This is a genomic window from Persicobacter diffluens, assembly GCF_036244895.1.
GTDB classification, from domain to species: domain Bacteria; phylum Bacteroidota; class Bacteroidia; order Cytophagales; family Cyclobacteriaceae; genus Persicobacter; species Persicobacter diffluens.
Genome location: NZ_BQKE01000001.1, coordinates 3505029 through 3527566, shown reverse-complemented (window position 1 = coordinate 3527566; position 22538 = coordinate 3505029). Strand labels below are relative to the sequence as shown.

At 43.2% G+C, this 22538-nt stretch carries 18 protein-coding genes; 10 read left to right on the top strand and 8 right to left on the bottom strand.

Going from position 1 to position 22538, the window contains the following annotated elements; all coding sequences use genetic code 11:
* Positions 1–105: 105 nt before the first annotated feature.
* From AAA970_RS14595 to glgP, 3 genes are all read right to left on the bottom strand, one after another.
* A complete protein-coding gene (locus AAA970_RS14595; protein ID WP_338237636.1) occupies positions 106–579 on the bottom strand; it encodes a hypothetical protein in 474 nt (157 codons plus the stop codon).
* Positions 580–609: 30 nt separating this feature from the next.
* Complete coding sequence (locus tag AAA970_RS14590; protein ID WP_338237635.1) at positions 610–2466, bottom strand: TraB/GumN family protein; 1857 nt, start codon at positions 2464–2466, stop codon at positions 610–612.
* A 73-nt stretch (positions 2467–2539) separates the two neighbouring features.
* On the bottom strand, positions 2540–4213 hold the full coding sequence (gene glgP, locus AAA970_RS14585; protein WP_338237634.1) for an alpha-glucan family phosphorylase: 1674 nt from the start codon (positions 4211–4213) through the stop codon (positions 2540–2542).
* A 686-nt stretch (positions 4214–4899) separates the two neighbouring features.
* Between glgP and AAA970_RS14580 the strand changes: the two genes are divergently transcribed.
* The 7 genes from AAA970_RS14580 to AAA970_RS14550 all read left to right on the top strand — a co-directional run bounded on the left by AAA970_RS14580 (position 4900) and on the right by AAA970_RS14550 (position 14291).
* The gene (locus AAA970_RS14580) at positions 4900–6318 is read left to right on the top strand and encodes a hybrid sensor histidine kinase/response regulator (RefSeq protein WP_338237633.1); all 1419 of its coding nucleotides are present in this window, start codon (positions 4900–4902) and stop codon (positions 6316–6318) included.
* Between the two features lie 101 nt (positions 6319–6419).
* Positions 6420–7562 carry a 5-(carboxyamino)imidazole ribonucleotide synthase gene (locus AAA970_RS14575; protein ID WP_053406488.1) on the top strand — a complete coding sequence of 381 codons (1143 nt, stop codon included), beginning with the start codon at positions 6420–6422 and terminating at the stop codon, positions 7560–7562.
* Complete coding sequence (purE, locus tag AAA970_RS14570) at positions 7559–8068, top strand: 5-(carboxyamino)imidazole ribonucleotide mutase (RefSeq protein WP_053406489.1); 510 nt, start codon at positions 7559–7561, stop codon at positions 8066–8068. The genes AAA970_RS14575 and purE overlap by 4 nt, the downstream gene beginning before the upstream one ends.
* A 105-nt stretch (positions 8069–8173) precedes the next feature.
* A complete protein-coding gene (recJ, locus tag AAA970_RS14565; protein WP_338237632.1) occupies positions 8174–9877 on the top strand; it encodes a single-stranded-DNA-specific exonuclease RecJ in 1704 nt (567 codons plus the stop codon).
* Positions 9878–9974: 97 nt separating this feature from the next.
* Entirely contained in the window at positions 9975–10706 is a 732-nt protein-coding gene (lptB, locus tag AAA970_RS14560; RefSeq protein ID WP_053406491.1) for an LPS export ABC transporter ATP-binding protein, read from the top strand.
* Positions 10707–10735: 29 nt separating this feature from the next.
* Positions 10736–12250, top strand: coding sequence for a GH3 auxin-responsive promoter family protein (locus AAA970_RS14555; protein ID WP_338237631.1), 1515 nt, complete (start codon positions 10736–10738; stop codon positions 12248–12250).
* 328 nt (positions 12251–12578) lie between these two features.
* The gene (locus AAA970_RS14550; RefSeq protein ID WP_338237630.1) at positions 12579–14291 is read left to right on the top strand and encodes a Na/Pi cotransporter family protein; all 1713 of its coding nucleotides are present in this window, start codon (positions 12579–12581) and stop codon (positions 14289–14291) included.
* Positions 14292–14334: 43 nt separating this feature from the next.
* On the opposite strand, the gene AAA970_RS14545 is transcribed toward AAA970_RS14550, so the two are convergent.
* Positions 14335–15471, bottom strand: coding sequence for an acyloxyacyl hydrolase (locus AAA970_RS14545; RefSeq protein WP_338237629.1), 1137 nt, complete (start codon positions 15469–15471; stop codon positions 14335–14337).
* 88 nt (positions 15472–15559) lie between these two features.
* Positions 15560–16480: a tRNA (adenosine(37)-N6)-dimethylallyltransferase MiaA gene (miaA, locus tag AAA970_RS14540; protein ID WP_338237628.1), complete on the bottom strand. Its 921-nt coding sequence runs from the start codon at positions 16478–16480 to the stop codon at positions 15560–15562.
* 186 nt (positions 16481–16666) lie between these two features.
* Here miaA and AAA970_RS14535 point away from each other — a divergent pair, with 186 nt between their 5' ends.
* Complete coding sequence (locus tag AAA970_RS14535) at positions 16667–17191, top strand: adenine phosphoribosyltransferase (RefSeq protein WP_060684943.1); 525 nt, start codon at positions 16667–16669, stop codon at positions 17189–17191.
* A gap of 14 nt (positions 17192–17205) precedes the next feature.
* Positions 17206–17544, top strand: a complete 339-nt coding sequence (gene arsC, locus AAA970_RS14530; RefSeq protein WP_338237627.1) for an arsenate reductase (glutaredoxin) — start codon at positions 17206–17208, stop codon at positions 17542–17544.
* 62 nt (positions 17545–17606) lie between these two features.
* Here arsC and AAA970_RS14525 read toward each other — a convergent pair whose 3' ends face one another.
* The 3 genes from AAA970_RS14525 to AAA970_RS14515 all read right to left on the bottom strand — a co-directional run bounded on the left by AAA970_RS14525 (position 17607) and on the right by AAA970_RS14515 (position 19864).
* Complete coding sequence (locus tag AAA970_RS14525) at positions 17607–17996, bottom strand: DUF4890 domain-containing protein (RefSeq protein WP_157601131.1); 390 nt, start codon at positions 17994–17996, stop codon at positions 17607–17609.
* A gap of 149 nt (positions 17997–18145) precedes the next feature.
* Positions 18146–18661: a hypothetical protein gene (locus AAA970_RS14520; protein WP_338237626.1), complete on the bottom strand. Its 516-nt coding sequence runs from the start codon at positions 18659–18661 to the stop codon at positions 18146–18148.
* A 66-nt stretch (positions 18662–18727) separates the two neighbouring features.
* Complete coding sequence (locus AAA970_RS14515; RefSeq protein WP_338237625.1) at positions 18728–19864, bottom strand: Na/Pi symporter; 1137 nt, start codon at positions 19862–19864, stop codon at positions 18728–18730.
* A 228-nt stretch (positions 19865–20092) separates the two neighbouring features.
* Between AAA970_RS14515 and AAA970_RS14510 the strand changes: the two genes are divergently transcribed.
* A complete protein-coding gene (locus AAA970_RS14510) occupies positions 20093–22531 on the top strand; it encodes a TonB-dependent receptor domain-containing protein (RefSeq protein WP_338237624.1) in 2439 nt (812 codons plus the stop codon).
* The last annotated feature ends 7 nt before the right edge of the window (positions 22532–22538 follow it).

Genomic DNA, 22538 nt, shown 5'->3' with positions numbered 1-22538 from the left:
CAGGCTTTTTTTTTCATAAAGTCCTAGGTCAAATGTCGAAGGGCAATAAAGCTTTGAATTTTTATCGAAATGAAACCTAAATTCCGATTTCCGATACTTTGCGACTCAAAGGCTGTAATCGTTTTTTCCCGCATCTGAATCAAATGAATTCCAATATTGATTTGCCAAGTTTCTTAGATGCGCTATGGTGATATCATTTTCATCCTGATCCTTGATGATGAAGGTTGAAAAATCGAATATTAATTCTCCTCCTGGAAAACCATGAGAGGATTCATGGCAGGTGCATTGAAGTACGCATGTTTTATTTTCGATGTCACAGCTTAAAATTTCCAACTCGAGACGAGAGATTACTTCAAAGATTGTTATTGAATCGTGTTCATCCGACCATGGTTTGAAAATAACGGTTTTGGGCTTTTCAAAGAAAAGAAAGAGGTGATCGTGATGTTCATTTATTAATTCAGCCAAATATTCAATTTCGATCTTGAATCTTATTTGGGTATTAATTTTTACCAGTTCACCAATTGATCCGTCATGGAGGATATCGAATAAATCTTGGACGTCTCGTGAGAGATTCATCATAGGTATTATTTAATCTAACTTCACCCTAAATTATAGGGGATGCGGTCGGAAAGTCGTCAGGAAATATTCGGCATAATTAATTCCGTCTTCACTTAAATCTGCATTCAGGTATTGAAGTACAAACATATGGTTATTGGAAATCCATAACCTGATTTTGACGTCATTTCCATCCACTTTGGCGGTGGTTTCAGCTCCGTAGAAATAGTCCGCAAAGTTCAGGTACTGAAAATCGCTGATGTCCTGATAATCGGCGTCCAGCATACTTTTTAACTCTGCTTCCAGAATCAGGGACAACTCTTCATAATTTTCCGCCTCCCATTCATAGGGGAAATCGGTCATATTAAACATGACCGTGGAGTCGGTATCAAAGGAAATTCTGGAGAAAACCACGGTTTTCTTTCCTTGTAAATCCACCTCTTCATGCGTCGTTACCGGAGTGGTGGGAAATTGTATGGCATATCCGATATCTTCATCTTCTATGGAAAACCAGTCCTCATTATCAGAATAAGTTTCAATATCGATGAAGGCAATTTCTGCCCGACTGGTATCTTTTTGATCTTTGATCTCAAATCCTCCAAAAAATTCTGACAGATCCTGCGCTCCTTTTTCCACACTAAAGGTGGAGGCCATCACCAAATACATTTTGTTGTTGACCAGATAATAGTTCAGAATAATGGTCTCCTCCCCTGCTTTTATTTTAACGTCTCTTCCCGGAAATCCGGCTTTTTCAATAGAGGACTTCTCAAGTATTTGCGCATTGGGCAACTGGTTGAGCATCGCTCCGATCCCGCCATCAAAAATTTGATCCAGGCGGCTGGTCATATTGGAATGAACTGTTCCCTCCGGATAGGTAGTCATCGTCAGGTTATAAGTACTGACCATCTTCCCTCTTTTAGAAACCACCATACTGGTAACCTCTAAAGGACCAATTTCCGATTGCACGGTCTGGGTCACGACCTGAGGTTTTTGTGGAAATCGAACCGCATAATAGGAGGTGTCCTGGCTATAATCTTTCCAGACGGTACCACTGCTTTGTGGTTTTTTCTGATTGACCTGCATTTTTACCGGGCTAACGGTCCAGCCCTTTTCTTTTAATAAAGCAATGACACCGTCATTTCCTCCCAAATGGCCCGCACCAAAAAGTGCCATGGTGGTTTGACGACGAAATTGTTCGTCAAGCCGGTTGGCGATGGTGACATTTCTTTTGGCGAATAGCTTATCCGAAAGTTCCTCTTCACTTTCGTTTTTGGTTTCTATTTTCGCTAATTCTTTAATGTTGCCCTTAAGATAATACTTGCTGAGCTTTTTCAGTTCTTTATCACGCTGACCAAATTCTGCAACAGCCTCCATCAGCATTTCAGTGTCAAAATCATCAAAAGCGGACATTTGCTCTTCAATGGTTTCAATGGCAAAGAGAGGCTTATTCTGACTGACCGCATAATTCTGAAAATAGAGGTCCATGGATTCTTCCATATCCTGAGCGCGATTCAGGCTAACCATCAGGGAGTAGATGCCCATGGGCTTGAATTTCTTCAGGATCTCTGAATTAAACTGGCTTTTTTCAAATACTTTCAGAATCTTTTGAAAGTCCGCTGTGCTGATATGATCCGTGATTTTTTCATTACCGGGATACATCATCATTTGCGCTGCTTTAATCAGTTGGTCTCCCTGCATGTCAAGCTCAAAAGCAGCTTGTTCGCATTTATTGATATAATCCTTTACCTGTTCACTGTAAACAAATAATTTTTCTTCCTGAAGATGAATGGTCCCATAAAGGTAGGAGGGCTCTTGCTGACCATTGCCGCTCACTTCCCATAAAAGAGATTGAGCCAGCGTAAGGGTTTGACTGATCAGCAGGATAAAAAATAATAAAAAGTGTTTTCTCATAGTTTCATTAAATATGCCCTTAAGATAAAAAAAATCCCGCCATTGGCGGGATTCCGTAGGAGGTGAATTTTCCTTAAAATTTCTCTTGTTCCGGGTTGTTGTAAACGTGCTCATAATATTCATGCGCCATGCGGTCCGCATCAAAATAGGGCGTTACATCCTTCATGGAGGTTTTTACGATCTTGGTCCACTCCTCTGGCTTGTCGTAATAAGTTGGCAATACCTCATGCTCCAACAAGTAGTACATCGCTTCCATATCTTCCTGATCCTGCATATGGTGAGGCTTGCGGTGATCCGTAGCCGGGATGATGAATCCATTGGAACCATGGCGGGTAAACTCACAAATCCAACCGTCATAAGTCGAGAAGTTGATGCCGGCGTTCATCGCAGCAGTCATACCGGAAGTACCGGAAGCTTCACGGGTTACGCGTGGGTTGTTCAGCCACATATCGGAACCGTATTTCAACATGCGGGAAAGCTGTAACTCATAGCCTACCAAAACCGCTGCATTTTTATATTGCTTGGTCATGTGCACCAGTGAGTTGAAAGTCCCCACCGCACCATAATCCATTGGGTATGGCTTACCCGCCCAGATAATCTGGATCGGATATTTTGTATTGGTCAATAATTTATGGAAACGCTCCATATCACGTGTGATCAAATCAGCACGTTTGTATTCCGCATAACGACGCGCCCAAACAATGGTGAAAACGTTAGGGTCAAACCAGTTCCCGGTTTGGTCCGCCACAATCTGGAACAAGTTCTTTTTCAGTTTTTTCTTCCGCTCTACCAGGGAGGCATCATCATCCTTTGCCAAAGCTTCTTTTAGCTGTGGGTCCTGCCAGTAGCGGGCATTCTGCGCATTGGTCACATGGGTAATCGGGCAAATGCCTTCATGACCTTTCCACATTTCTCTGGAAACTTCTCCATGTAGTTTAGAAACCCCATTGGCAAAATGAGAAAGTCTCAAAGCGACTAAAGAGTGGTTGAAAATATCATCCTTAATACCCGTAAGCTCACGTACCGTCTCTAATGGCACCCCGTTAAAGAAGCCCAATTTGTTTAGCAGGTGAATATTATGTTTTTCGTTACCTGCTTCCTCAGGAGTGTGAGTGGTAAATACCATACGCTTTTTCACTTCTTCAACAGAATCGAACTTCTTATATAAGTGGAAAGCAGCAGAAAGCGCGTGTGCTTCATTCAGGTGATAAATTTCCGGCTCCCAGTTCAGTTCATCCAAAAGTTTCGCACCGCCAAGGCCTAAAAGAATAGACTGTGCTACTTTACCCTCTGTGTTGGATTCGTAAAGGCGGTGAGTTGTCGTTTGTGCCAGATAATCGTTCTCCGGTAAGTCTGTAGATAAGAAGAACATCGGCACGGTACCAAACTGCTCAGGATCCAGATAATAGGCTTTTACCCATACCGGGTGATTGTTCAGGTTAATAGAGAATTTGATGCCGGTATCTTCCAGAAAAGAGTAAATTTTCTCCTGAAATAAAACGTCCATGGACTGATCCTTGGCACGAATCTGATCATAGTAGCCATATTTCCATAGCAAGCCAATCCCGACCATATTTTGCTTCAGGTCATAAGCACTACGCATATGGGAACCAGCTAAAAAGCCTAATCCTCCGGAATAGATTTTGAAAGACTGATCGATCGCAAATTCCATACAGAAATAAGCGGTTTTTTTACTGTATTTAGGATCGAATTTATAAGGGTGTTGGAATTTCTTAGGTAAGCTCATTATTATTCAAAAATTAGTATTAAACCAAGATTGTGTGATTGTTTATACACGAAAAAATCCAGTTGGATTATGCAATTAATGGATTTTTATTATATGTAATAGTTTGTTTGAAATTCTTTTTGATTTTTTGCTTTAGCAAACGTTTTCTGTGACCGCTTCAAGGCGCTCTTTTTTTAGTTTTATCCTGCTTATTTAGTGATTAACAAAGATTTGAAAAATGATTTGAGTCATTAAAAATACTGTCTAGAGCATAAAAAACGAAATAAAGATTTTTGAGTTAAAAAATACCTAAAAAATTTAAGTGCCTGAAGATGTAATAATTGGAATGTCCATGTTGAAATTTACTCTTCGCATCGGCAATTTTTTTCATGACACTCTTTTTTTTGCCTCTGAAACGGTCTAATGCTATTTTTTAAAAGCTGAAATAGTGCTCCCAAAAATAAAAGGAAAACAACGATTTCCTGAAAAGTCAAAGTAGTCAATAGCTCCATTTTTTTTATTGGATTTTAGTACATAATCAGATTTTGAACCAATTTTTACGATTTATGGAGGACGAATCCGATTGAAAAGCAATAAAGGTATATAAACCTATTGATTAGCGGGAAAAAATAGAGGTAACTTTTTGCTCAAAAAGGTGAACAATATCCAAATAAATCTCCTTTCAAATATATACTGACATATTGCCTATGAACCTGAACGAATACCACTATGCTGTTGACCCAACATTCCTAAAGCGCCTGCCCTGCCCCATTATTGTGCTGGGTCCTCACGGTACATCCTTATTTGCGAATCAGGCTTTCATAGCGCTTTTCAGTGAAATAGCCGCGGAAGCTATTCAAAATGGGAAAATTTTGTCCATTATTGGCCGGTGGCAGGAAGAAGAAGTGGTAAGTTTTCCGAATTCCAGGGTGCCTCAGAAAAAATGGCGCCTAAAACGTATTAATCAGGAGGATGACCGAGAGGTTTGGTCTTTGGAAGAAGCCAATCAATCCCCTTTTCAGGATACGCAATTTTTGTCCATGATGGCGCATGAACTGCGCACTCCTCTTAATGCCATTCTGGGCCTGACTCAGTTGGTGAATCAGGAAAATGAACAAAAGGGTTTGGTGGAAACCCTGCATACGCTTCAATATTCGGGAGAGCACCTTTTGGGACTGATCAATGATGTATTGGATTTTAGTAAAATTTTCGAAGGAAAACTTCAGCTTGATCCACGGTCCTTTAATCCCAAAATGCAGTGCAAAGAGATTAAGGCCATGCTGCAAAGCAGGGCCTTGAATAAGGAGATCTTCCTGAAGGTTTTGATTGGAGATGAGGTGCCCGAACAGGTCAAGGGCGATGATCATCGTCTGAAGCAGGTGCTAATCAATCTGATAAATAATGCTATTAAATTTACCGAAGAGGGAGGTATCACCGTTAAGCTGGAGCGCCTGCCCAGAGGGGGGAATATGCTGTGGTTGCGTTATACGATTGAGGACAGCGGCATTGGTATTGCACCCGATAAAATTCAACAGATCTTTGAGCCTTTCAGCCAGGCTGACACTTCCACCGGTCGGAAATACGGTGGTACAGGCCTGGGTTTAACGATCAGTAGGTTCCTGATTGAAAGTATGGGAGGGAACATCAGGGTAGAAAGTAAGCCAGGGGTAGGCACGCGTTTTTTTGTGAGCTTGCCAATGGAGCGCCATCAGGATGAGCAGCAGCAATTTATTCCAGCAACCCTTAAGGCTTTTCGTGATGCCAAAGTACTTTTGGTGGAAGACGAGCCGATCAATCAGGCGATAGCCAAACGCTATCTGTCAAAATTTGGGATTGTTCCTGAATTGGCGGAAAATGGAAAACGCGTATTACAATGGGTGGAGGCGGAAACTTTTGATTTGATCCTGATGGATCTCCACCTTCCGGATGCGCATGGAGAACAGCTGGCCCGTTCCATTCGCCACATGAATGCGCATTACCACAAAATACCCATTTTGGCGTTGACTTCCACCCGCTATGATGAGTGGGAAGATAAAACAGAATTGGCTCAAATGAATGGCTATTTAACAAAGCCTATTAATCCGGCCCTGATGAAACGCACCCTTGAGGAGTTTTTTGAATTTTGAGCTTAAAGCAGTCCGCTTTCTTGCCCAATAGCCTTCTTTACTTTGGAAAAAGGATTAGCTTTGTATGTCAAAAACTTTAAGACAGGCAAATTGCGATAAACATGGCATTCTCTTTATTCCAAGATTTAAAATTAGGTATTCTGGGTGGCGGACAGCTGGGCAGAATGCTGATTCAGTCCTCTTTTGATTTTAATATTGATATCGCCATTATGGATCCGGATGATCAGGCTCCTTGCTCCAGGATTGCCAGTCGGTTCAAGGTGGGTTCATTAAAAGATTATACCGACGTATATGAGTTCGGAAAAGGCTGTGATGTGATCACGGTGGAGATTGAAAATGTGAATACGGAAGCGTTAAGGCAGCTGGAACTGGAAGGTAAAAAGGTTTACCCGCAGCCAGCGGTCATTGAGCTGATTCAGGACAAGCGTATTCAGAAGCAGTTTTACAAAGACCACAATATTCCTACCTCCCCTTTCATTTTAACCGAAGATCGCAATGAGGTCATGCGCCATGCAGACTTTCTGCCAGCGGTTCATAAATTAGGCCGCGAGGGTTATGACGGGCGTGGGGTGCAAATGCTACGTCAGGTGGAAGATATTTCCAAGGCTTTTGATAAACCGGGCGTTTTGGAGAAGCTGATTGATTTCCAAACTGAGATTTCGGTGATTGTGGCCAGAAACCCACAAGGGCAGGTACGCACTTTTCCTGCGGTGGAGTTGGTCTACCATCCGGAGGCTAATTTGGTGGAATACCTTTTTGCACCAGCGAAAATCAGCCCCGAAGTAGCAGATAAGGCGGAGAAAATCGCCATTGATGTCATCACCAAACTGGACATGATCGGCTTGTTGGCCGTGGAGATGTTCGTGACCAAAGAGGGAGAGGTTTTGGTGAATGAGGTAGCGCCGCGTCCACATAATTCCGGACACCAGACCATAGAAGCGAATCATACCTCCCAGTATGAGCAGCATCTGCGTTCTATTATGGGGGCGCCGCTTGGTGATACCGCTGCCCTGAAACCATCTGCTATGGTGAACTTACTAGGGGAAGAAGGTTACGAAGGTTTAGCGAAGTATGAGGGAATGGAAGAATCCATGGCCGTTGATGGTGCACATATTCACCTGTACGGAAAAAGTTACACCAAGCCTTTCCGGAAAATGGGTCATGTGACCATTGTCGATGAGGACCTGGATCGACTGAAAGAAAAAGCAGATTTCATTAAAAATACCCTAAAAATAAAAGCATGAGTAAGGTGCAAGTAGGCATTATTATGGGAAGTAACTCTGATCTTCCGGTAATGAAGCAAGCCGCAGAAGTATTGGAAGAGTTGGGCGTAAGCTTTGAGGTAACGATCGTTTCCGCACATAGAACACCCGAACGTATGGTAACTTATGCCAATGAGGCCAGAGCCAGAGGCATAAAAGCGATTATCGCCGGAGCCGGTGGGGCCGCTCACCTTCCGGGAATGGTGGCTTCTATGACCAGCCTTCCTGTCATTGGTGTTCCGGTAAAATCCAGCAATTCCATTGATGGCTGGGATTCGGTACTTTCTATTTTGCAAATGCCGGGCGGTGTGCCTGTGGCGACGGTAGCGTTGAATGGCGCGAAAAATGCCGGTATCCTTGCCGCCCAAATGGTGGGTGCTTTTGAGGCAGATATTGCGGAAAATCTGGACAAGTTCAAGCAGGCCATGAAAGAAAAAGTATTGGATGCTGCTGCAGAATTAGAGGAAAAAGGTTATCAGGCCTTTTAATTTTCCGTAATTTAGTATTGCTTTTGGAAGATCTTACTAATTTTCCAAAAGCAAATTTACGCTGCAGAGAATCTGTGGCGCTATTATTTTTTCTTTGAAGGGAATATGGTCAAAAAGTGGGTATATAAGGCGGCACCGCCGCAAGAGGATGTCGATCGGTTGATGACTCAGGTAGGAGTTTCGGAGACTGTCGCGACCCTGCTTGCCCAAAGGCAAATCACCGATTATGATGAGGCGAAGCAATTCTTCCGCCCCTCACTGGAGCATTTGCATGATCCTTTTTTGATGAAAGGAATGGCCGAGGCAGTGGATCGCCTGCAAGAGGCCTTTCAAAGAAGAGAGAAAATCCTGGTCTATGGCGACTATGATGTAGATGGTACGACTTCAGTCGCTCTGGTTTATGGTTTTTTGAAGGAGTATTACCCGAATTTGGAATTCTATGTGCCGGATCGCTATAAGGAAGGCTATGGCGTTTCACAAAAAGGGATTGAATACGCCCGAGATAATAACTTTAAGCTGATCATTTCACTGGATTGTGGAATTAAGGCCGTGGACCGGGTGCAGCAAGCCAAGGATTGGGACATTGATTTCATTATCTGTGATCACCACCGCCCGGGAAGTGTTTTACCTCCTGCTGTGGCCATCCTGGATCCCAAGCAAGAAGATTGCCAGTACCCTTTTACGGAGCTTTCCGGTTGTGGCGTAGGCTTTAAGCTGATGCAGGGCTATTGCCGAAAGTTTGATATTCCGGAGCAAAAGCTCTTCACCTATCTGGATATGGTGGCGGTGAGTATTGCATCTGACATCGTGCCGGTGTCAGGAGAAAACCGCGTTTTGGCCTATTTCGGTTTGAAGGTTTTGAATAAAAAGCCTTCTCACGGTTTACAGGCCCTGATGAATTTAGGCAGCGGCATTTCCAAAATGACCATCTCCTCTATCGTTTTCGGCATTGGCCCAAGAATTAATGCTGCCGGCCGTATGGCGCATGCCTCCGGAGCCGTCGAATTATTATTGGCGCGCGATAAAGAGGAGGCCGATATTTTGGCTCAGCGGATTGAAACCAAGAATGAAATCCGCCGGAACTTTGATACCAATATCACTGCTGAAGCCATCAGCATGATTGAAAAGACAGGAGGAGTACAAGCAAAATCTACCGTGCTTTTCAAAAGTGACTGGCACAAAGGGGTGATTGGGATTGTGGCTTCCCGTTGCATCGATAAATTTTACCGCCCCACCATTATTTTAACCGAATCCAACCGAAAGGCGACGGGTTCCGCCAGATCAGTTGACGGCTTTGATATTTATGAAGCGATCAGCGAATGCTCGGATTTGCTGGAGCAGTTTGGTGGGCACCGCTATGCGGCAGGACTTACTTTGGAGATTGATAAGGTGGATGAGTTTCGCCGTCGGTTTAATAAGGTAGTCGAGGAAAGAATAACCGAGGACCAATTGGTGCCTCGATTGAATATTGATAAAAAGATTACGCTGGACGAGGTCAATTATAAGCTTTATAATATTTTGAAGCAGATGGCGCCTTTTGGGCCGGAGAATATGACCCCGATTTTTGTCAGCGAAGATTTGAAAATTACCGAACGCCCCAGATTGCTGAAAGGGGAACACCTGAAGTTTAAAGTAGTTCAGGATGGCACCCAGCAACCTTTGGAAGCCATTGGCTTTGGCTTCGGTCAATACTTCGATTTGGTCAATAGTGGTATGCGTTTCCGTATGGCTTATTCTGTGGAAGAGAATATTTATATGGGCCGGAAAAGTTTACAGCTGTATGTGAAAGACATCAAATTCGAGGAATAATTTTTGAGGGGAATTGATCATCACGGAAGTCGGAAAAGTATTTTTTTTGTCGGCCAGATTGTTCACCTTAATCAAAAAATGATTTGTAATTTAGATTATGAAGCTACGTTCTGAAAAGCTGGTCAAAAAATATAAAAAGCGGACCGTTGTTAATCAGGTGTCCGTGGAAGTGGAGCAAGGAGAAATTGTTGGATTATTGGGGCCAAATGGTGCCGGTAAGACTACTTCCTTTTATATGACCGTAGGCCTGATTAAGCCCAATGACGGGAGGATTTTCTTGGATGAGGAAGACATCACGGCTTTGCCCATGTATAAGCGAGCCCAAAAGGGGATTGGATACCTGGCGCAGGAGGCCTCTGTTTTTAGGACACTGACGGTGGAGGAGAACTTAAAGGCCGTTTTGGAAATGACCAAGCTCTCAAAGGCCGAGCAAAATGCCAAAGTGGAGGAGTTGCTGGAGGAGTTTTCTTTAACGCACGTTCGAAAAAACCTGGGGATGGTGCTTTCCGGCGGAGAGCGTCGTCGTACGGAGATCGCCCGTGCGCTGGCGGTGGATCCCAAATTTGTGCTATTGGATGAGCCTTTTGCCGGAGTAGACCCGATTGCGGTAGAGGAAATTCAGGGGATCGTGGCCAAATTGAAAAATAAAAATATTGGAATCTTGATTTCTGACCACAATGTGAATGAGACACTGGCCATTACCGACCGTGCTTATTTGATGGTGGAAGGAAAACTTTTCCGAGCAGGAACAGCTGAGGATTTAGCCAATGATCCGGAAGTGAGACGAGTGTATTTGGGGGAGTATTTTGAGCTAAAACGAAAGATATAGCTGTTGGCTGCCGGGCCAAACTTATCTTTATGACCATTATCAACTCTATTATCACCTGGGTGATGCAGAAACGCATCCACCAGATAGAACTCTTCATGAAATACCCTCATGAAGTACAATTTGATATTTTTCAGCGGTTGATCGAAACGGCCGCTGATACGGAATTTGGCCGGAAATATCATTTTAAAGAAATCAAAACGGCCCGGGAGTTTCGGGAGCGGGTGCCCTTGCACCACTACGAAGATTTATTCCCCTTTATCGATCGGATGATGAAGGGGGAAAGGAATATCTTATGGCCTACCGAAATTAAATGGTTTTCCAAATCCTCCGGAACTACTAATGCCCGCAGTAAATTCATTCCGGTCTCCAAAGAGGCCTTGGATGAATGTCATTTTAAAGGCGGAAAAGACCTTTATTCTTTCTACTCCAATAATTATCCCGATACCCATATTTTCTCCGGAAAAGGACTGGCCATTGGAGGAACCCATCAGGCCAATGAGTTTGATCTGAATGAAAACTCCCATTACGGGGATGTGTCCGCGGTGATTATGGCTAACCTTCCCTTTTATGCCCAGCTTTACCGTACCCCTAGTCTGGACATCGCCCTGATGGACGAATGGGAAGATAAAATTGAGCAGATGGCACAATCCACCATTCAGGATGATGTCACCCATTTTCTGGGGGTTCCCACCTGGACGCTGGTTTTATTGCAAAGGGTACTGGAAATTACCGGCAAAAGTCATATCAAAGAAGTATGGCCTAACCTGGAGGCATTTGTGCATGGAGCGGTGGCTTTTGAGCCTTACGAGTCTTCCTTTAATGCGCTGATCCCAAAAGAAGGCATGCATTATATGGAGACTTATAATGCCTCAGAGGGCTTTTTTGGAATACAGGATCAGAAAGACAGCAAAGATTTATTGCTGATGCTGGACTATGGGATTTATTATGAATTTATTCCCATGGAAGAATGGGAAAATGAAGAACCAAAGACCATCACCCTGGAGGATGTTGAGCTTGGAAAGAACTATGCCATGGTCATTTCCACCAATGCCGGCTTGTGGCGGTATCTGATCGGAGATACGGTTCGTTTTACTTCCATTTCCCCTTATCGGGTGAGGATTTCCGGTCGCACCAAACACTTTATTAATGCTTTTGGCGAAGAGGTGATCGTGGAGAATGCCGATCAGGCCATAACGACGGCTTGTGAGGCTACCGGAGCGATTATGTCCAATTATACCGCCGCTCCCATCTTTTTGGAAGTGGGGGTGAAAGGAGGCCATGAATGGATCGTAGAATTCGAGAAAGATCCGGACGATGCCCAGCGTTTTACCGAGGTTTTAGATCAAACGTTACGCAAGATCAATTCGGATTATGATGCCAAGCGCTATAAGAATATTGCTTTAGAAATACCAAAGGTACATGTGGCGCCGGCAGGAACTTTTTATAAATGGATGAAAAACAGGGGTAAACTCGGTGGTCAGCATAAAGTCCCCCGATTGTCCAATAAACGGGAATATGTGGAGGAGATCTTAAAATTATTATAGTGTTGCCAAATTGTAAATATTGTTTGCGTTACTAGTCAATAATTAAGGCGGATTTTGGGGTATTTTAATTTCAGGAGAACAATGTCATAATCTGATTGCGCTTTGAAGTCGCATTTAACTGAAATAGGTCATCTTTTAGGTTGATCTTCCTCTTCTTTGCTTGGGTTAATTTATTGGATTTGTTCAAGTTTCTCCTGCAAAGTTACTCAAACCAAAAAAATGGTGTTTGGTAACAAATCCTTAACATACAAATGGCGTTCATTGGCTTAATTAATGCCATTTTTGTCAGCGAAAAAATCAGGCTCGGTTCTGCCGGAATAAATTGTAAATGGAATACGGATTAATTGATTTCTTGAAGCTTGTAGGAGCTCTTGGGTTTTTCATCTACGGGATGAAAGTAATGTCTGAGGGGATTCAGAAGGTTGCAGGAAATAAGATGCGAGAGATTTTGGGTAAGATGACCCAGAATCGATTCATGGGTATGCTGACAGGTTTCATCACCACAAGTTTGGTACAGTCCTCCTCAGCAACCACAGTAATGGTAGTGAGTTTTGTTAACGCAGGCTTGCTTTCCTTGGTTCAGGCGATTAGTGTAATTATGGGAGCCAACATCGGTACCACCATGACGGGGGTGCTGTTGACGGTTTTTGGATTTTCCAAAGTAAGTATTTCTTCTTACGCCCTGGTCATTATTGCAATCGGCTTCCCGCTACTCTTCTTAAGTAACAACAAAGCCAAAAGTTGGGGAGAGTTTTTTATTGGATTTGCCTTATTATTCATGGGACTGGATGAATTAAAACATGCAGTACCAGATTTAAGTGCCAACCCTGAAGTATTGGAATTTGTAAAATCATGGACGAATTTAGGCCCTGGAGGAATTTTCTCCACCCTGTTATTTGTGATGATTGGTACTATTCTGACCATTATCGTTCAGTCATCCAGTGCGGCCATGGCCATTACACTGGTGATGTGTAACAGTGGATGGATTCCTTTTGAAGCGGCTGCGGCCATTATTTTAGGAGAAAACATTGGTACGACGATTACCGCGAACCTTGCAGCAATGATTGCAAACGTTCATGCCAAGCGTGCAGCATTGGCCCACTTCATGTTCAATATGTTCGGTGTAGTGTGGATGTTGGTGGTTTTCCACTGGTTTACTTTGGGCATCGCTTATGTGATGGACAATTACCTGGGTTTGGGAGATCCTTTTGCGCAAACGGATTCTATCAAGTGGGGATTGACGCTATTCCATATCACTTTTAACTTAACCAACACCTTCCTGATGATTGGTTTTGTAAATAAGATTGCCGATATCGTGACGGGACTATTGCCAGCGAATGATTTGGAAGAGGATGATTATCGATTGGAGTATATCTCTACCGGATTGATGAAAACCCCGGAATCTTCTATCCTTCAGGCACAGTTGGAAGTCGTGAGATTCTCAGAATATACTGAAAGGATGCTTAACCTAATGGGTAAGCTTATTGTTGAAGAGAAGCCTAAAAAACAAAAGAAGCTGATCGAAAAGATCAGAAAGATTGAGGCTACCACGGATGAGGTGCATGAGGAAATTGCGAAGTATCTTTTGCGAATTTCTACCAACCGCCTGAGCAGAGAGTCTTCTGAGATGATTTCTGATCTTCACTTTGTGATCAATGATTTGGAAAGAATCGGAGATATTTTCTGTCACGGAACCCGTACCTTTGCGAAGAAAGCAGAGCAGGAGGTAGAACTTTCGGAGGAGCAGAAAAAGCAGTTGGTGTTACTTTCTGATAAGTTAAGAGTTGGTTTTGATGCAATGAAAGCCAACCTTAAAGAGGTGACTTCACCATCTAAAGTAAACTTTGAGACCGCAAGTGAAGCCCAAAGAGATGTTTACGATACGGTAAAAGCATTGAATAAGCGTCTGGTATCAGAAGCAGATATGGATGATTATAACATTAAGTCCGGTTTGATCTATACCGATTTGATTATGGTTTACTCCAGGGTAAATGACCACGTTTTCAATGTAACGCGGGATTTAGTCGGACAGAATAGATAAGCCCTTATTGATGTTCAAAATATATGGAGGTAAGCCGAAAGGTTTACCTCTTTTTTTTGATTGGAATTTCATAAGCCACGGACCATTCTACAAAATCTGCCACCGAGGCATGGGCCTTTAAGGCGACCTGAAACCATAATTTTTCCAAAACTGCATATCTTGCTCCCAGCCTCCAGTATAAAAGTTCCTCATTAGCATTATCCCCATGATAATAATAGGCCCCCAGCCCCAGGATGAACCTGAGTCGGTTTAAGATAAGCTCATTTTCTCCATAAAGCCCCAGGCTGAGGAGCTGGTACCGTTCCAGAGGACTTTGGAGCTGTTTATTCCTTACTTTGGCAATTTCATTGTAAAAGAGGTCATGGGCCAAGCTGAAGGCAAAGATGTAACTGATTTGTTTCCGGTAGCCCAGACTAAAATCATGCACCTGATAGTATTTAAAAGTGAGATCAGAAGATCTTACACCATAGCCATAGCGGAGGAAGATGCTCTGCTTATCCTGGAAATCGCCCCAAAGTCGTCGGATAGTGGCCGCTTTTTCAATATTATTGGTGAGTGAGTAATCCCGGTGGAAGAAATATTTCAGCCCAATACTTAGCCCCCGATTATTCAGCCCCAAATTGGGGGCGCGGGTCATTCCATTAGAGAAATGGGTATAATCCATGGAGATATCCAAATCCAACTGAGGGGATATGGTAAAGGTATTGGCAATTCTTAATCTTAAAAAGGCATTTTCCCCTGATCCAATGGCTACGTTTCGAGGGTTTTTAGTCTCATGGAAGGGGTTCAGGTTAAAAGCCAGTCCGATGGAAGGCTCAAGGGCCAGGTAGTAGTTTTTGTGTCGAAAAACAGGGAAAGCAATAAAACCATAAAGGGCATTAGGGTTTCCGAAAATTTGACTGCTCCCCACATCCCCGCGAAAATATCCCAGGCCATATAGCGGATGGTTTAATAAGACCTCAAATGCATGGCTCCCCAGGCCTTGCTTTCCAAGTCTGATATCTAAAAAATGGTAAGGCTCGGAGGTGATCGCTTGTAAGGCGGGCTTGTGAGCAATGACATCTCCATAGCTATATCTCGCCTCTATGAAAAGTCCCTTTTGTTTCAGGAGGGACTTTTGACCGTGCGCATAAAAAGATCCATACCCCAAAAACAAAAGCAATAGTAATACTTGCTTCATGCAATCTGACGTTGATGAAAAATCATTTAAACAGATTGGTGGGGTTATGCCAGTCGCTCCTAAATAACGACTGTATTGTAAGAAATACTTACATAGGGGATAAGTTTAGAATTTTTTCGATTTTTTGCTCTAAAGGCAAATCTCCCTCCAACCAGTGGATGTGGATCCCTTGCTTTTCCATTCTTCGGAAATAGGTCATTTGCCGTTTAGCGAAATTATGGATGGCCGAATTCAATTTTTGGTACATGTCGTTTTTGTTAATCTCCCCTTCGAGGTATTGGGTGATAAAACGATACTCCAGCCCATAAAATTTTAGTTGTTCCGCGGTATAGCCTTTACCAAGCAGATTTTCCACCTCTTCTACCATGCCCTCCTGCAATCGCGCCTTTAGTCGCTTAGTGATGCGCCTTTTTAAAGTACTCCTCTCCCACTGTATGCCGGCTACCACATGGTTGATCTCGGGTAATCGGCTTTTTTCAGGGGGATTTTGCTGCTCAAAAGTGGCAATCTCAATGGCTTTAATCGCCCGCTTTCGGTCCGCTATGTCTGTGGTGTTGTGCAGTGGCTTCAGCAATTGTAATTGCTCAATAAGTTGCTCCAATTCCATCATGGCTAATTCCGCCCTTAAAGCCACGTTTTCCGGTACCTTTTGGAGTCGATAGCCCTTTAAAATAGATTCAATGTACATGCCGGTTCCCCCACACATGATGGCTTGCTGTCCAGCCTGGGTAATTTGATCAAAGGCCTTCAGAAAATCTTGCTGAAATTCAAAAACATTGTATTCATACCCAGGAGGATGAATGTCAATGAGGTGGTAGGGAATTTGTTGTCCACTGATCTGGTATTCCTCCAAATCTTTTCCGGTTCCGATATCCATTCCCACATATACCTGTCTGGAATCTGCGCTGATGATTTCTCCGGAAAGCTTTTCCGCCAGATGCACCGCCAAATGGGTTTTGCCCGAGGCCGTTGGCCCTAAAATTGTAATCAGCGTATTATTTTTTTCCATCCTCAAAGTACTTTTGTTTTTGGTGATTCCTCCAGCATGATTTTCCGCCCCTGTGTTTCGGCTTCGCTTCGCTTTTGGTTATCTTGCGAATTGTGTTTTGCGGAGATGCCTCCTGCAAATATATCAAAAAAATAGCGGCAGTAGCGGAATCCTATTGCCCGGCATTTGAAAAAATAAAACTTCAGCATGAATTTAGAATATGTAAAGTCAGTAGTAAGAAATGTTCCGGATTTTCCGAAGCCTGGCATTCAGTTTAAGGACATCACCACCGCATTGAAGGACCCGAAAGCTTTATCTTTTATGGTGGATCACCTTTATGAACATTATAAGAATAAAGGGATCACGAAGGTGGCTGGCATTGAATCCCGTGGCTTTATTATAGGGGCTGCATTGGCTGCCCGTTTAGGTGCTGGTTTTGTTTTAATTCGCAAGCCGGGAAAATTACCTGCTGATACGATTCAGAAATCCTATCAACTGGAATATGGCGAAGATACCATTGAAATGCACAAGGATGCCATTGGCAAAGAGGATGTGGTTTTGGTGCACGATGATCTGTTAGCCACAGGCGGAACGGCTTTGGCCGCTTTGGAATTGGTTCAGGAGGTTGGAGCAAGGGAGGTTTATGTTAACTTCCTGATAGAATTAGCCTTTTTGAATGGTACGGAACGCTTGTCTTCGGCAAAAGAAGTATATTCGATGATTAGCTACTAATCAAAACAAATCCTATGAAAATATTTCATAACCCAAGGTGTACAAAATCCCGACAGACACTTCAGCTTCTACAGGAAAAGGGAGCAGAAGTTGAAATTGTCGAATATCTGAAAACCCCTCCTACTGTGGCAGAACTTACGGAGGTCGTTAAACAATTGGGCATTCCGGCGGAAAAGCTATTACGCAAGACAGAAGCCATTTTTAAGGAGCAGTTCAAAGGGCAAAGCCACACGGATGCCGAATGGATTCAGATTATGGTGGATCATCCTAAGCTGATTGAGCGTCCTATTGTAATTAAAGATGGCAAGGCTGTGATTGGCCGTCCGCCGGAAAATGTGGCAGTATTTTTTTAGGGAATAATAAAATGAAAAGGACCAACATCGCTGCTGGTCCTTTTTTATTTGGGATATATACGTTATGATTTTTTACGTTTTTTACCGCCTTTCCTGCCCTGGCGATTTTTTTGCTGCTCCTGGAAAGTGGTAAACTGCTCCTCCGTAAGAATTTCTTTCAATTCTCCTTCATAAGTGGTGCGGTGTTCCTTCATGGCTGCGCGCATGGTCTCCCGGTCGCCCTGGCTTTCTTCCCGCATGGCTTGCATCTCGGTGATGTGCTTGGTGTTCAATGCCAGGATTTTCGTTGATTGCTCCTCATTTAGCCCCAGGTGCTCGGTCATTCTTTCGGTCATTTTTGCGGCTACCTCTGCAGGTTCTCCTTCCATCATTCCACGTCCCCCCGGGCCTTGTGCCATTAGGCTGGAGAAAGAAGCTAGCAGGATACCGAACATTAAAATCAGATTTTTCATATCGCTTAATTTTTTGTTTTTCTGTTTGATTACCCTACAAAGAAGAAGTTTAATGCTGAGACGAAAAAAAATCTTCAATCAATGGCGGTAAACTTTCAATCAAAGGCATAAAAAAAGCACCTGATGACTCAAGTGCTTCTTTAAGAGGCTTAATCCTCTTTGGATGCTTCTGTATCCTTGCTTTTCTTTTTATCTTTTTTCTTCTTCTTCTTTTTCTTCTTCTTACCCCCGTTTTTCCATTGCTCAAACTGCTTCTCGGTCAGTATGCCTTCCATCTTCTTTTTATAGTCTTCCTGAAGTCCTCTGAACTGATCGGCCAGATCCTGTTGGTCGCCCTGCCCGCTCATAGCCTTTTCACGAAGTGCAAATGCTTTGGTGTAGTGATCATGATTCACCACATTGACATTTAATTCCTGCTCGAAAGACAATTTAAGGTCTTTCTTCATTTCTTCGGTCGCTTTTTCGGCTAATTCCTCTTTGGTAGGCTCTTTGGGTTGGTGATCAGCCCCTGCCTGTGGAATGCCACGGGTCCCATAGCCTCCTCCGTAACCATAGCCGCGGTTACCATAATATTGAGCATAACAGTTGTTAAAAGAGGCAAAAGCGACAATTAAGCCAAGGCATACCAAAATGGATTTACAGCAATGGATCGTTTTATCTTTCATAACGCAAATTTCAAGTGATACAGGAAAAAATAACCCTGTGAACTAAAACAATAGCTGCAATATCTATTATTGGTTGAAATAAATCAACAGGAAGGGAGCAATAAAGAAGGTGATGATCAAATACAGTAAACCGGCAGCGCGGTATTTTACCGTCATTTTTCCCAGCCAAATGGCCATATTTACCGCAAAATGCCTGAAGGCCTTGATCGGCATAAAGATAATGACTCCCGTGAGGTTGAATAAGAAATGCACCAATCCCATCGCCAGCGCGGTTGGGGAAAGGAAAAGTCCGACCATCAGAGCGGTAATGGTTGTGCCCAGGTTGCAGCCTAAAATATAAGGGAATACTCTACTCAAACCCACTTTTTTGGTGGCGGCTAAAGGTACTATTAAAGAGGTCGTCAGGGAGGAGGACTGTACCAAAAGGGTTAAAACCGTGCCTGTACCAAAAGACTTCCATTCTGTTTTGAAAAAGGACTGGAATGTGTTTTTAAGCTCGGCATCCAGATAACGGTAAATGATTTTTGCCAATAACTTAATGGAGGCAAAAAGCAGGACCATAGAGAATATGATGGTTATTGGGCCATTATCGATGACATTGATCAACCAGTAAACCAAAGGTTCTATGGAAAGCCATTTTAAAAAGAAAACATTGTCCAGTTCAATAATGGGAATAAAAGCGGCAATGTATTGAGCAGTCGTAGTATAAGTCTGGAAAAAATATTCAAGGGGTAGCACCATGATTACCGTCAATATATTGAACAGATCATGCATGGAAGCGGCAGAAATAGCCCGTTGAAAAGACTTTCGGTCACTGATAAACCCTAAAGAGACTAATGTACTCGTTAATGTCGTTCCAATATTAGCCCCTAAAATCATCGGTACCGCATCTGCAAAAGAAATGGAGCCAGCCGCTACAACCGCTACTACAGCGGAGGTTACAGTGGAGCTTGACTGAAGGATGGCTGTACCCAATAGCCCGACAAATAAGCCCACAAAAGGGCCAAAGTTATTCTCTACCATTAAATCAGTGGCTTTTCCTTCTACAACGGAGAAGGATTTTACCATTAATTCCAGGGAGAAAGCAAAAAGTATTAGTGTCGCAAGAATGGAGATAATCCCCTTAAGGACATTTTTCCGTTTTTCTCTCGACATCATGGTAGCTTGTATGATAGTATTATGCGTGTTAAAATGATCTTTCATTGCTGCGTTGCCCTGCAATTTGGCAAGGCTTGCAAAGTTAGGAAGTGAATTTTCTTTAATGGCAAAGCCAATGTAAAATCATTGTTAAATCATTAGGTGCTTAGCGTTAGTAAAAGCCGATTTCAAAAAATAGGACTTGGGATTAAAAAAATATTGGAAAATTATTTTTAGTAAGTCTAAATAAGAATTAATTTGCCTTCGAAAAATAAGCTACAATTTACTTACGATATGGACAAAAGATTACAAAAGGGAGCATTATTAATGCTAGCCCTATTTTTTACGACTTTTGCAGCCTTAGCTCAGGTATCTATAAAGGGGAAAGTCACTGAAGCCAATAAAAATGGATTACCAGGGGTTACGGTGAAATTGGGGACTAATGGTGCGGTAACGAATGAAGATGGCGTCTTTACTTTTGAATCTGTGGAGGCGGGCAAGCACCTGTTAACGATCTCCTCTGTGGGTTATGAAACCCAAAAGCAGGTAGTTGTTGTTAAAAAGCGCCCTGTTGAAAATCTAAATTTTGTATTAGCGGCCTCTACCACTGATTTAGCCAACGTAACCGTATACGGAGGCTCCTTAACGCGTTCAGGAAAGGCAATAGAGGATATTCCGGGTTCCACCCATTATCTCAGCCCGGAAGAATTGGCGGTATTTAATTACACTGATGTGAATAATGTACTGGCCTTTATTCCCGGCGTGAATATGGTGCAGGAAGATGGCTGGGGCTTACGGCCAAATATCGGTATCCGAGGGACGGGCTCAGAGCGTAGTTCCAAAATCACTTTAATGGAAGACGGCATATTGGTGGCGCCGGCGCCTTATACTGCTCCAGCAGCCTATTATTTTCCTTCTGCCGGAAGAATGCAGGCTTTTGAGGTATTGAAAGGCGCCAGTCAGATAAAATATGGACCAAATACTACCGGAGGAGCTTTTAATATGGTATCCACTCCTATTCCTACGCAGTTTTCGGGGATGTTGAATGCCAATGTGGGGTCCTATGGAATGAAAAATGTTCATGCCCATGCAGGGACTTCAACGGAGCATTTTGGATTGTTGGTAGAGACCTTCCAGCAAAGCGCAGATGGTTTTAAAAATTTGCCTAATGGTGACCCTACCGGTTTTAATAAATCCGATTATATGGTGAAAGGGCGTATTAACACGGGAAAAGAGGCAAAAATTTATCAGGCTTTATCCTTTAAAATAGGGTATAATGAAGAGGTGTCGAATGAGACTTATCTGGGGCTGACGGATGCTGACTTTGAGGCTGATCCTTTTCAGCGCTATGCTGCATCTGCCAAAGATAAGATGGAGACGAGCCAGCAGCTTTATTCTTTGGAGCATGTGATTGAACCAACTGATTTCTTATCGGTCACCACTACCCTTTACCGCACTGAATTTGCCAGAAACTGGTACAAACTGAATAAGGTGAATGGCAATGGTATCTCCGGAATTATGGGAAATCCGGCAGATTTCCAGCAGGAGTATCTATGGTTGACCGGCCAGCAGGACTCACCGGACGACATTTTTGAAGTCAAAGCCAATAACAGAACTTATTATGCTCAGGGCATTCAGTCCAGACTGAATGCTTATTTTGAAACCGGAAATATAAAGCATGCACCGGAAATAGGGATTCGATACCATGAAGATGGTCTGGATAGATTCCAATGGGTGGATGATTATAAAATGACCGGCGGAGAACTGATGATGACCACCAAAGGACAGCCGGGTACGGATAGTAACCGATTGGAAGATGCCTATGCTTTTTCCGGCTATTTCCAATATGGATTAACATTGGGAAATTTGTCCCTGATTCCAGGCATTCGCTATGAAAACATTTACCAAACCAAAAATGATTACGGAAAAAATGATGTAGAACGTAGCGGGGCTGATTTAAAGAAAAGTTCCAATGCAGTTGCTGTATTGCTTCCAGGGATTGGTGCTGAATATAAAATCTCCGGTTTACTGTCAACATTTGCCGGTGTTCATAAAGGGTTTTCCCCTCCGGGCTCTAAAGAAGATACCAATCCGGAGGAAAGCGTCAACTATGAATTAGGTATTCGGGCAAATTCCTCAGCCTGGAATCTGTCTGTAGTATATTTCTATAATGATTATCAGAATTTGTTGGGGGCAGATCTTTCCGGGAATGGCGGAACTGGTTCAGGCGAGTTATTTAATGGCGGACAGGTACATTCCCAAGGCCTGGAGCTGGAGGCCGTGGGGAATTTGTTGCATCAGGTTTCCACTCATTTCAAATTGCCGGTATTCTTTACTTATTCCTATACTTCCGCGCGTTTCCAAAACGATTTTGAAAGTGATTTTGAGCCATGGGGAACCGTTACTGCGGGTGATTATCTGCCTTATGTGGCTCCGCATCAATTAGCATTGAGTCTTGGTTTGGAGCACCGAAAGTTCTCTATTAATATGGCTACAAAATATCAGTCCGCAATGCGAACCATTGCTGGCCAGGGAGACTTGGAGCCTACCCAAAGCACAGACGAGATTATGACCATGGACTTGAGCGCCCATTATTTCTGGGGGAATAATGTAGAGTTTTATGCGAACTGGAATAACATTACCAATGCCACTTATGTGGTTTCCAGAAGACCAGCTGGTGTTCGACCTAATATGCCCTCTGTGGTAATGGCGGGAGTAAAGCTGACTTTTTAACCCGAAT

Coding starts and splice junctions, on each gene's coding strand:
- arsC (WP_338237627.1), top strand. CDS start 17,206: ATGAAAATATTTCATAACCCAAGGTGTACAAAATCCCGACAGACACTT.
- AAA970_RS14520 (WP_338237626.1), bottom strand. CDS start 18,661: ATGAAAGATAAAACGATCCATTGCTGTAAATCCATTTTGGTATGCCTT.
- purE (WP_053406489.1), top strand. CDS start 7,559: ATGAGTAAGGTGCAAGTAGGCATTATTATGGGAAGTAACTCTGATCTT.
- AAA970_RS14550 (WP_338237630.1), top strand. CDS start 12,579: ATGGAATACGGATTAATTGATTTCTTGAAGCTTGTAGGAGCTCTTGGG.
- AAA970_RS14580 (WP_338237633.1), top strand. CDS start 4,900: ATGAACCTGAACGAATACCACTATGCTGTTGACCCAACATTCCTAAAG.
- AAA970_RS14525 (WP_157601131.1), bottom strand. CDS start 17,996: ATGAAAAATCTGATTTTAATGTTCGGTATCCTGCTAGCTTCTTTCTCC.
- miaA (WP_338237628.1), bottom strand. CDS start 16,480: ATGGAAAAAAATAATACGCTGATTACAATTTTAGGGCCAACGGCCTCG.
- AAA970_RS14545 (WP_338237629.1), bottom strand. CDS start 15,471: ATGAAGCAAGTATTACTATTGCTTTTGTTTTTGGGGTATGGATCTTTT.
- AAA970_RS14555 (WP_338237631.1), top strand. CDS start 10,736: ATGACCATTATCAACTCTATTATCACCTGGGTGATGCAGAAACGCATC.
- glgP (WP_338237634.1), bottom strand. CDS start 4,213: ATGAGCTTACCTAAGAAATTCCAACACCCTTATAAATTCGATCCTAAA.
- AAA970_RS14590 (WP_338237635.1), bottom strand. CDS start 2,466: ATGAGAAAACACTTTTTATTATTTTTTATCCTGCTGATCAGTCAAACC.
- recJ (WP_338237632.1), top strand. CDS start 8,174: ATGGTCAAAAAGTGGGTATATAAGGCGGCACCGCCGCAAGAGGATGTC.
- AAA970_RS14595 (WP_338237636.1), bottom strand. CDS start 579: ATGATGAATCTCTCACGAGACGTCCAAGATTTATTCGATATCCTCCAT.
- AAA970_RS14515 (WP_338237625.1), bottom strand. CDS start 19,864: ATGAAAGATCATTTTAACACGCATAATACTATCATACAAGCTACCATG.
- AAA970_RS14510 (WP_338237624.1), top strand. CDS start 20,093: ATGGACAAAAGATTACAAAAGGGAGCATTATTAATGCTAGCCCTATTT.
- AAA970_RS14575 (WP_053406488.1), top strand. CDS start 6,420: ATGGCATTCTCTTTATTCCAAGATTTAAAATTAGGTATTCTGGGTGGC.
- lptB (WP_053406491.1), top strand. CDS start 9,975: ATGAAGCTACGTTCTGAAAAGCTGGTCAAAAAATATAAAAAGCGGACC.
- AAA970_RS14535 (WP_060684943.1), top strand. CDS start 16,667: ATGAATTTAGAATATGTAAAGTCAGTAGTAAGAAATGTTCCGGATTTT.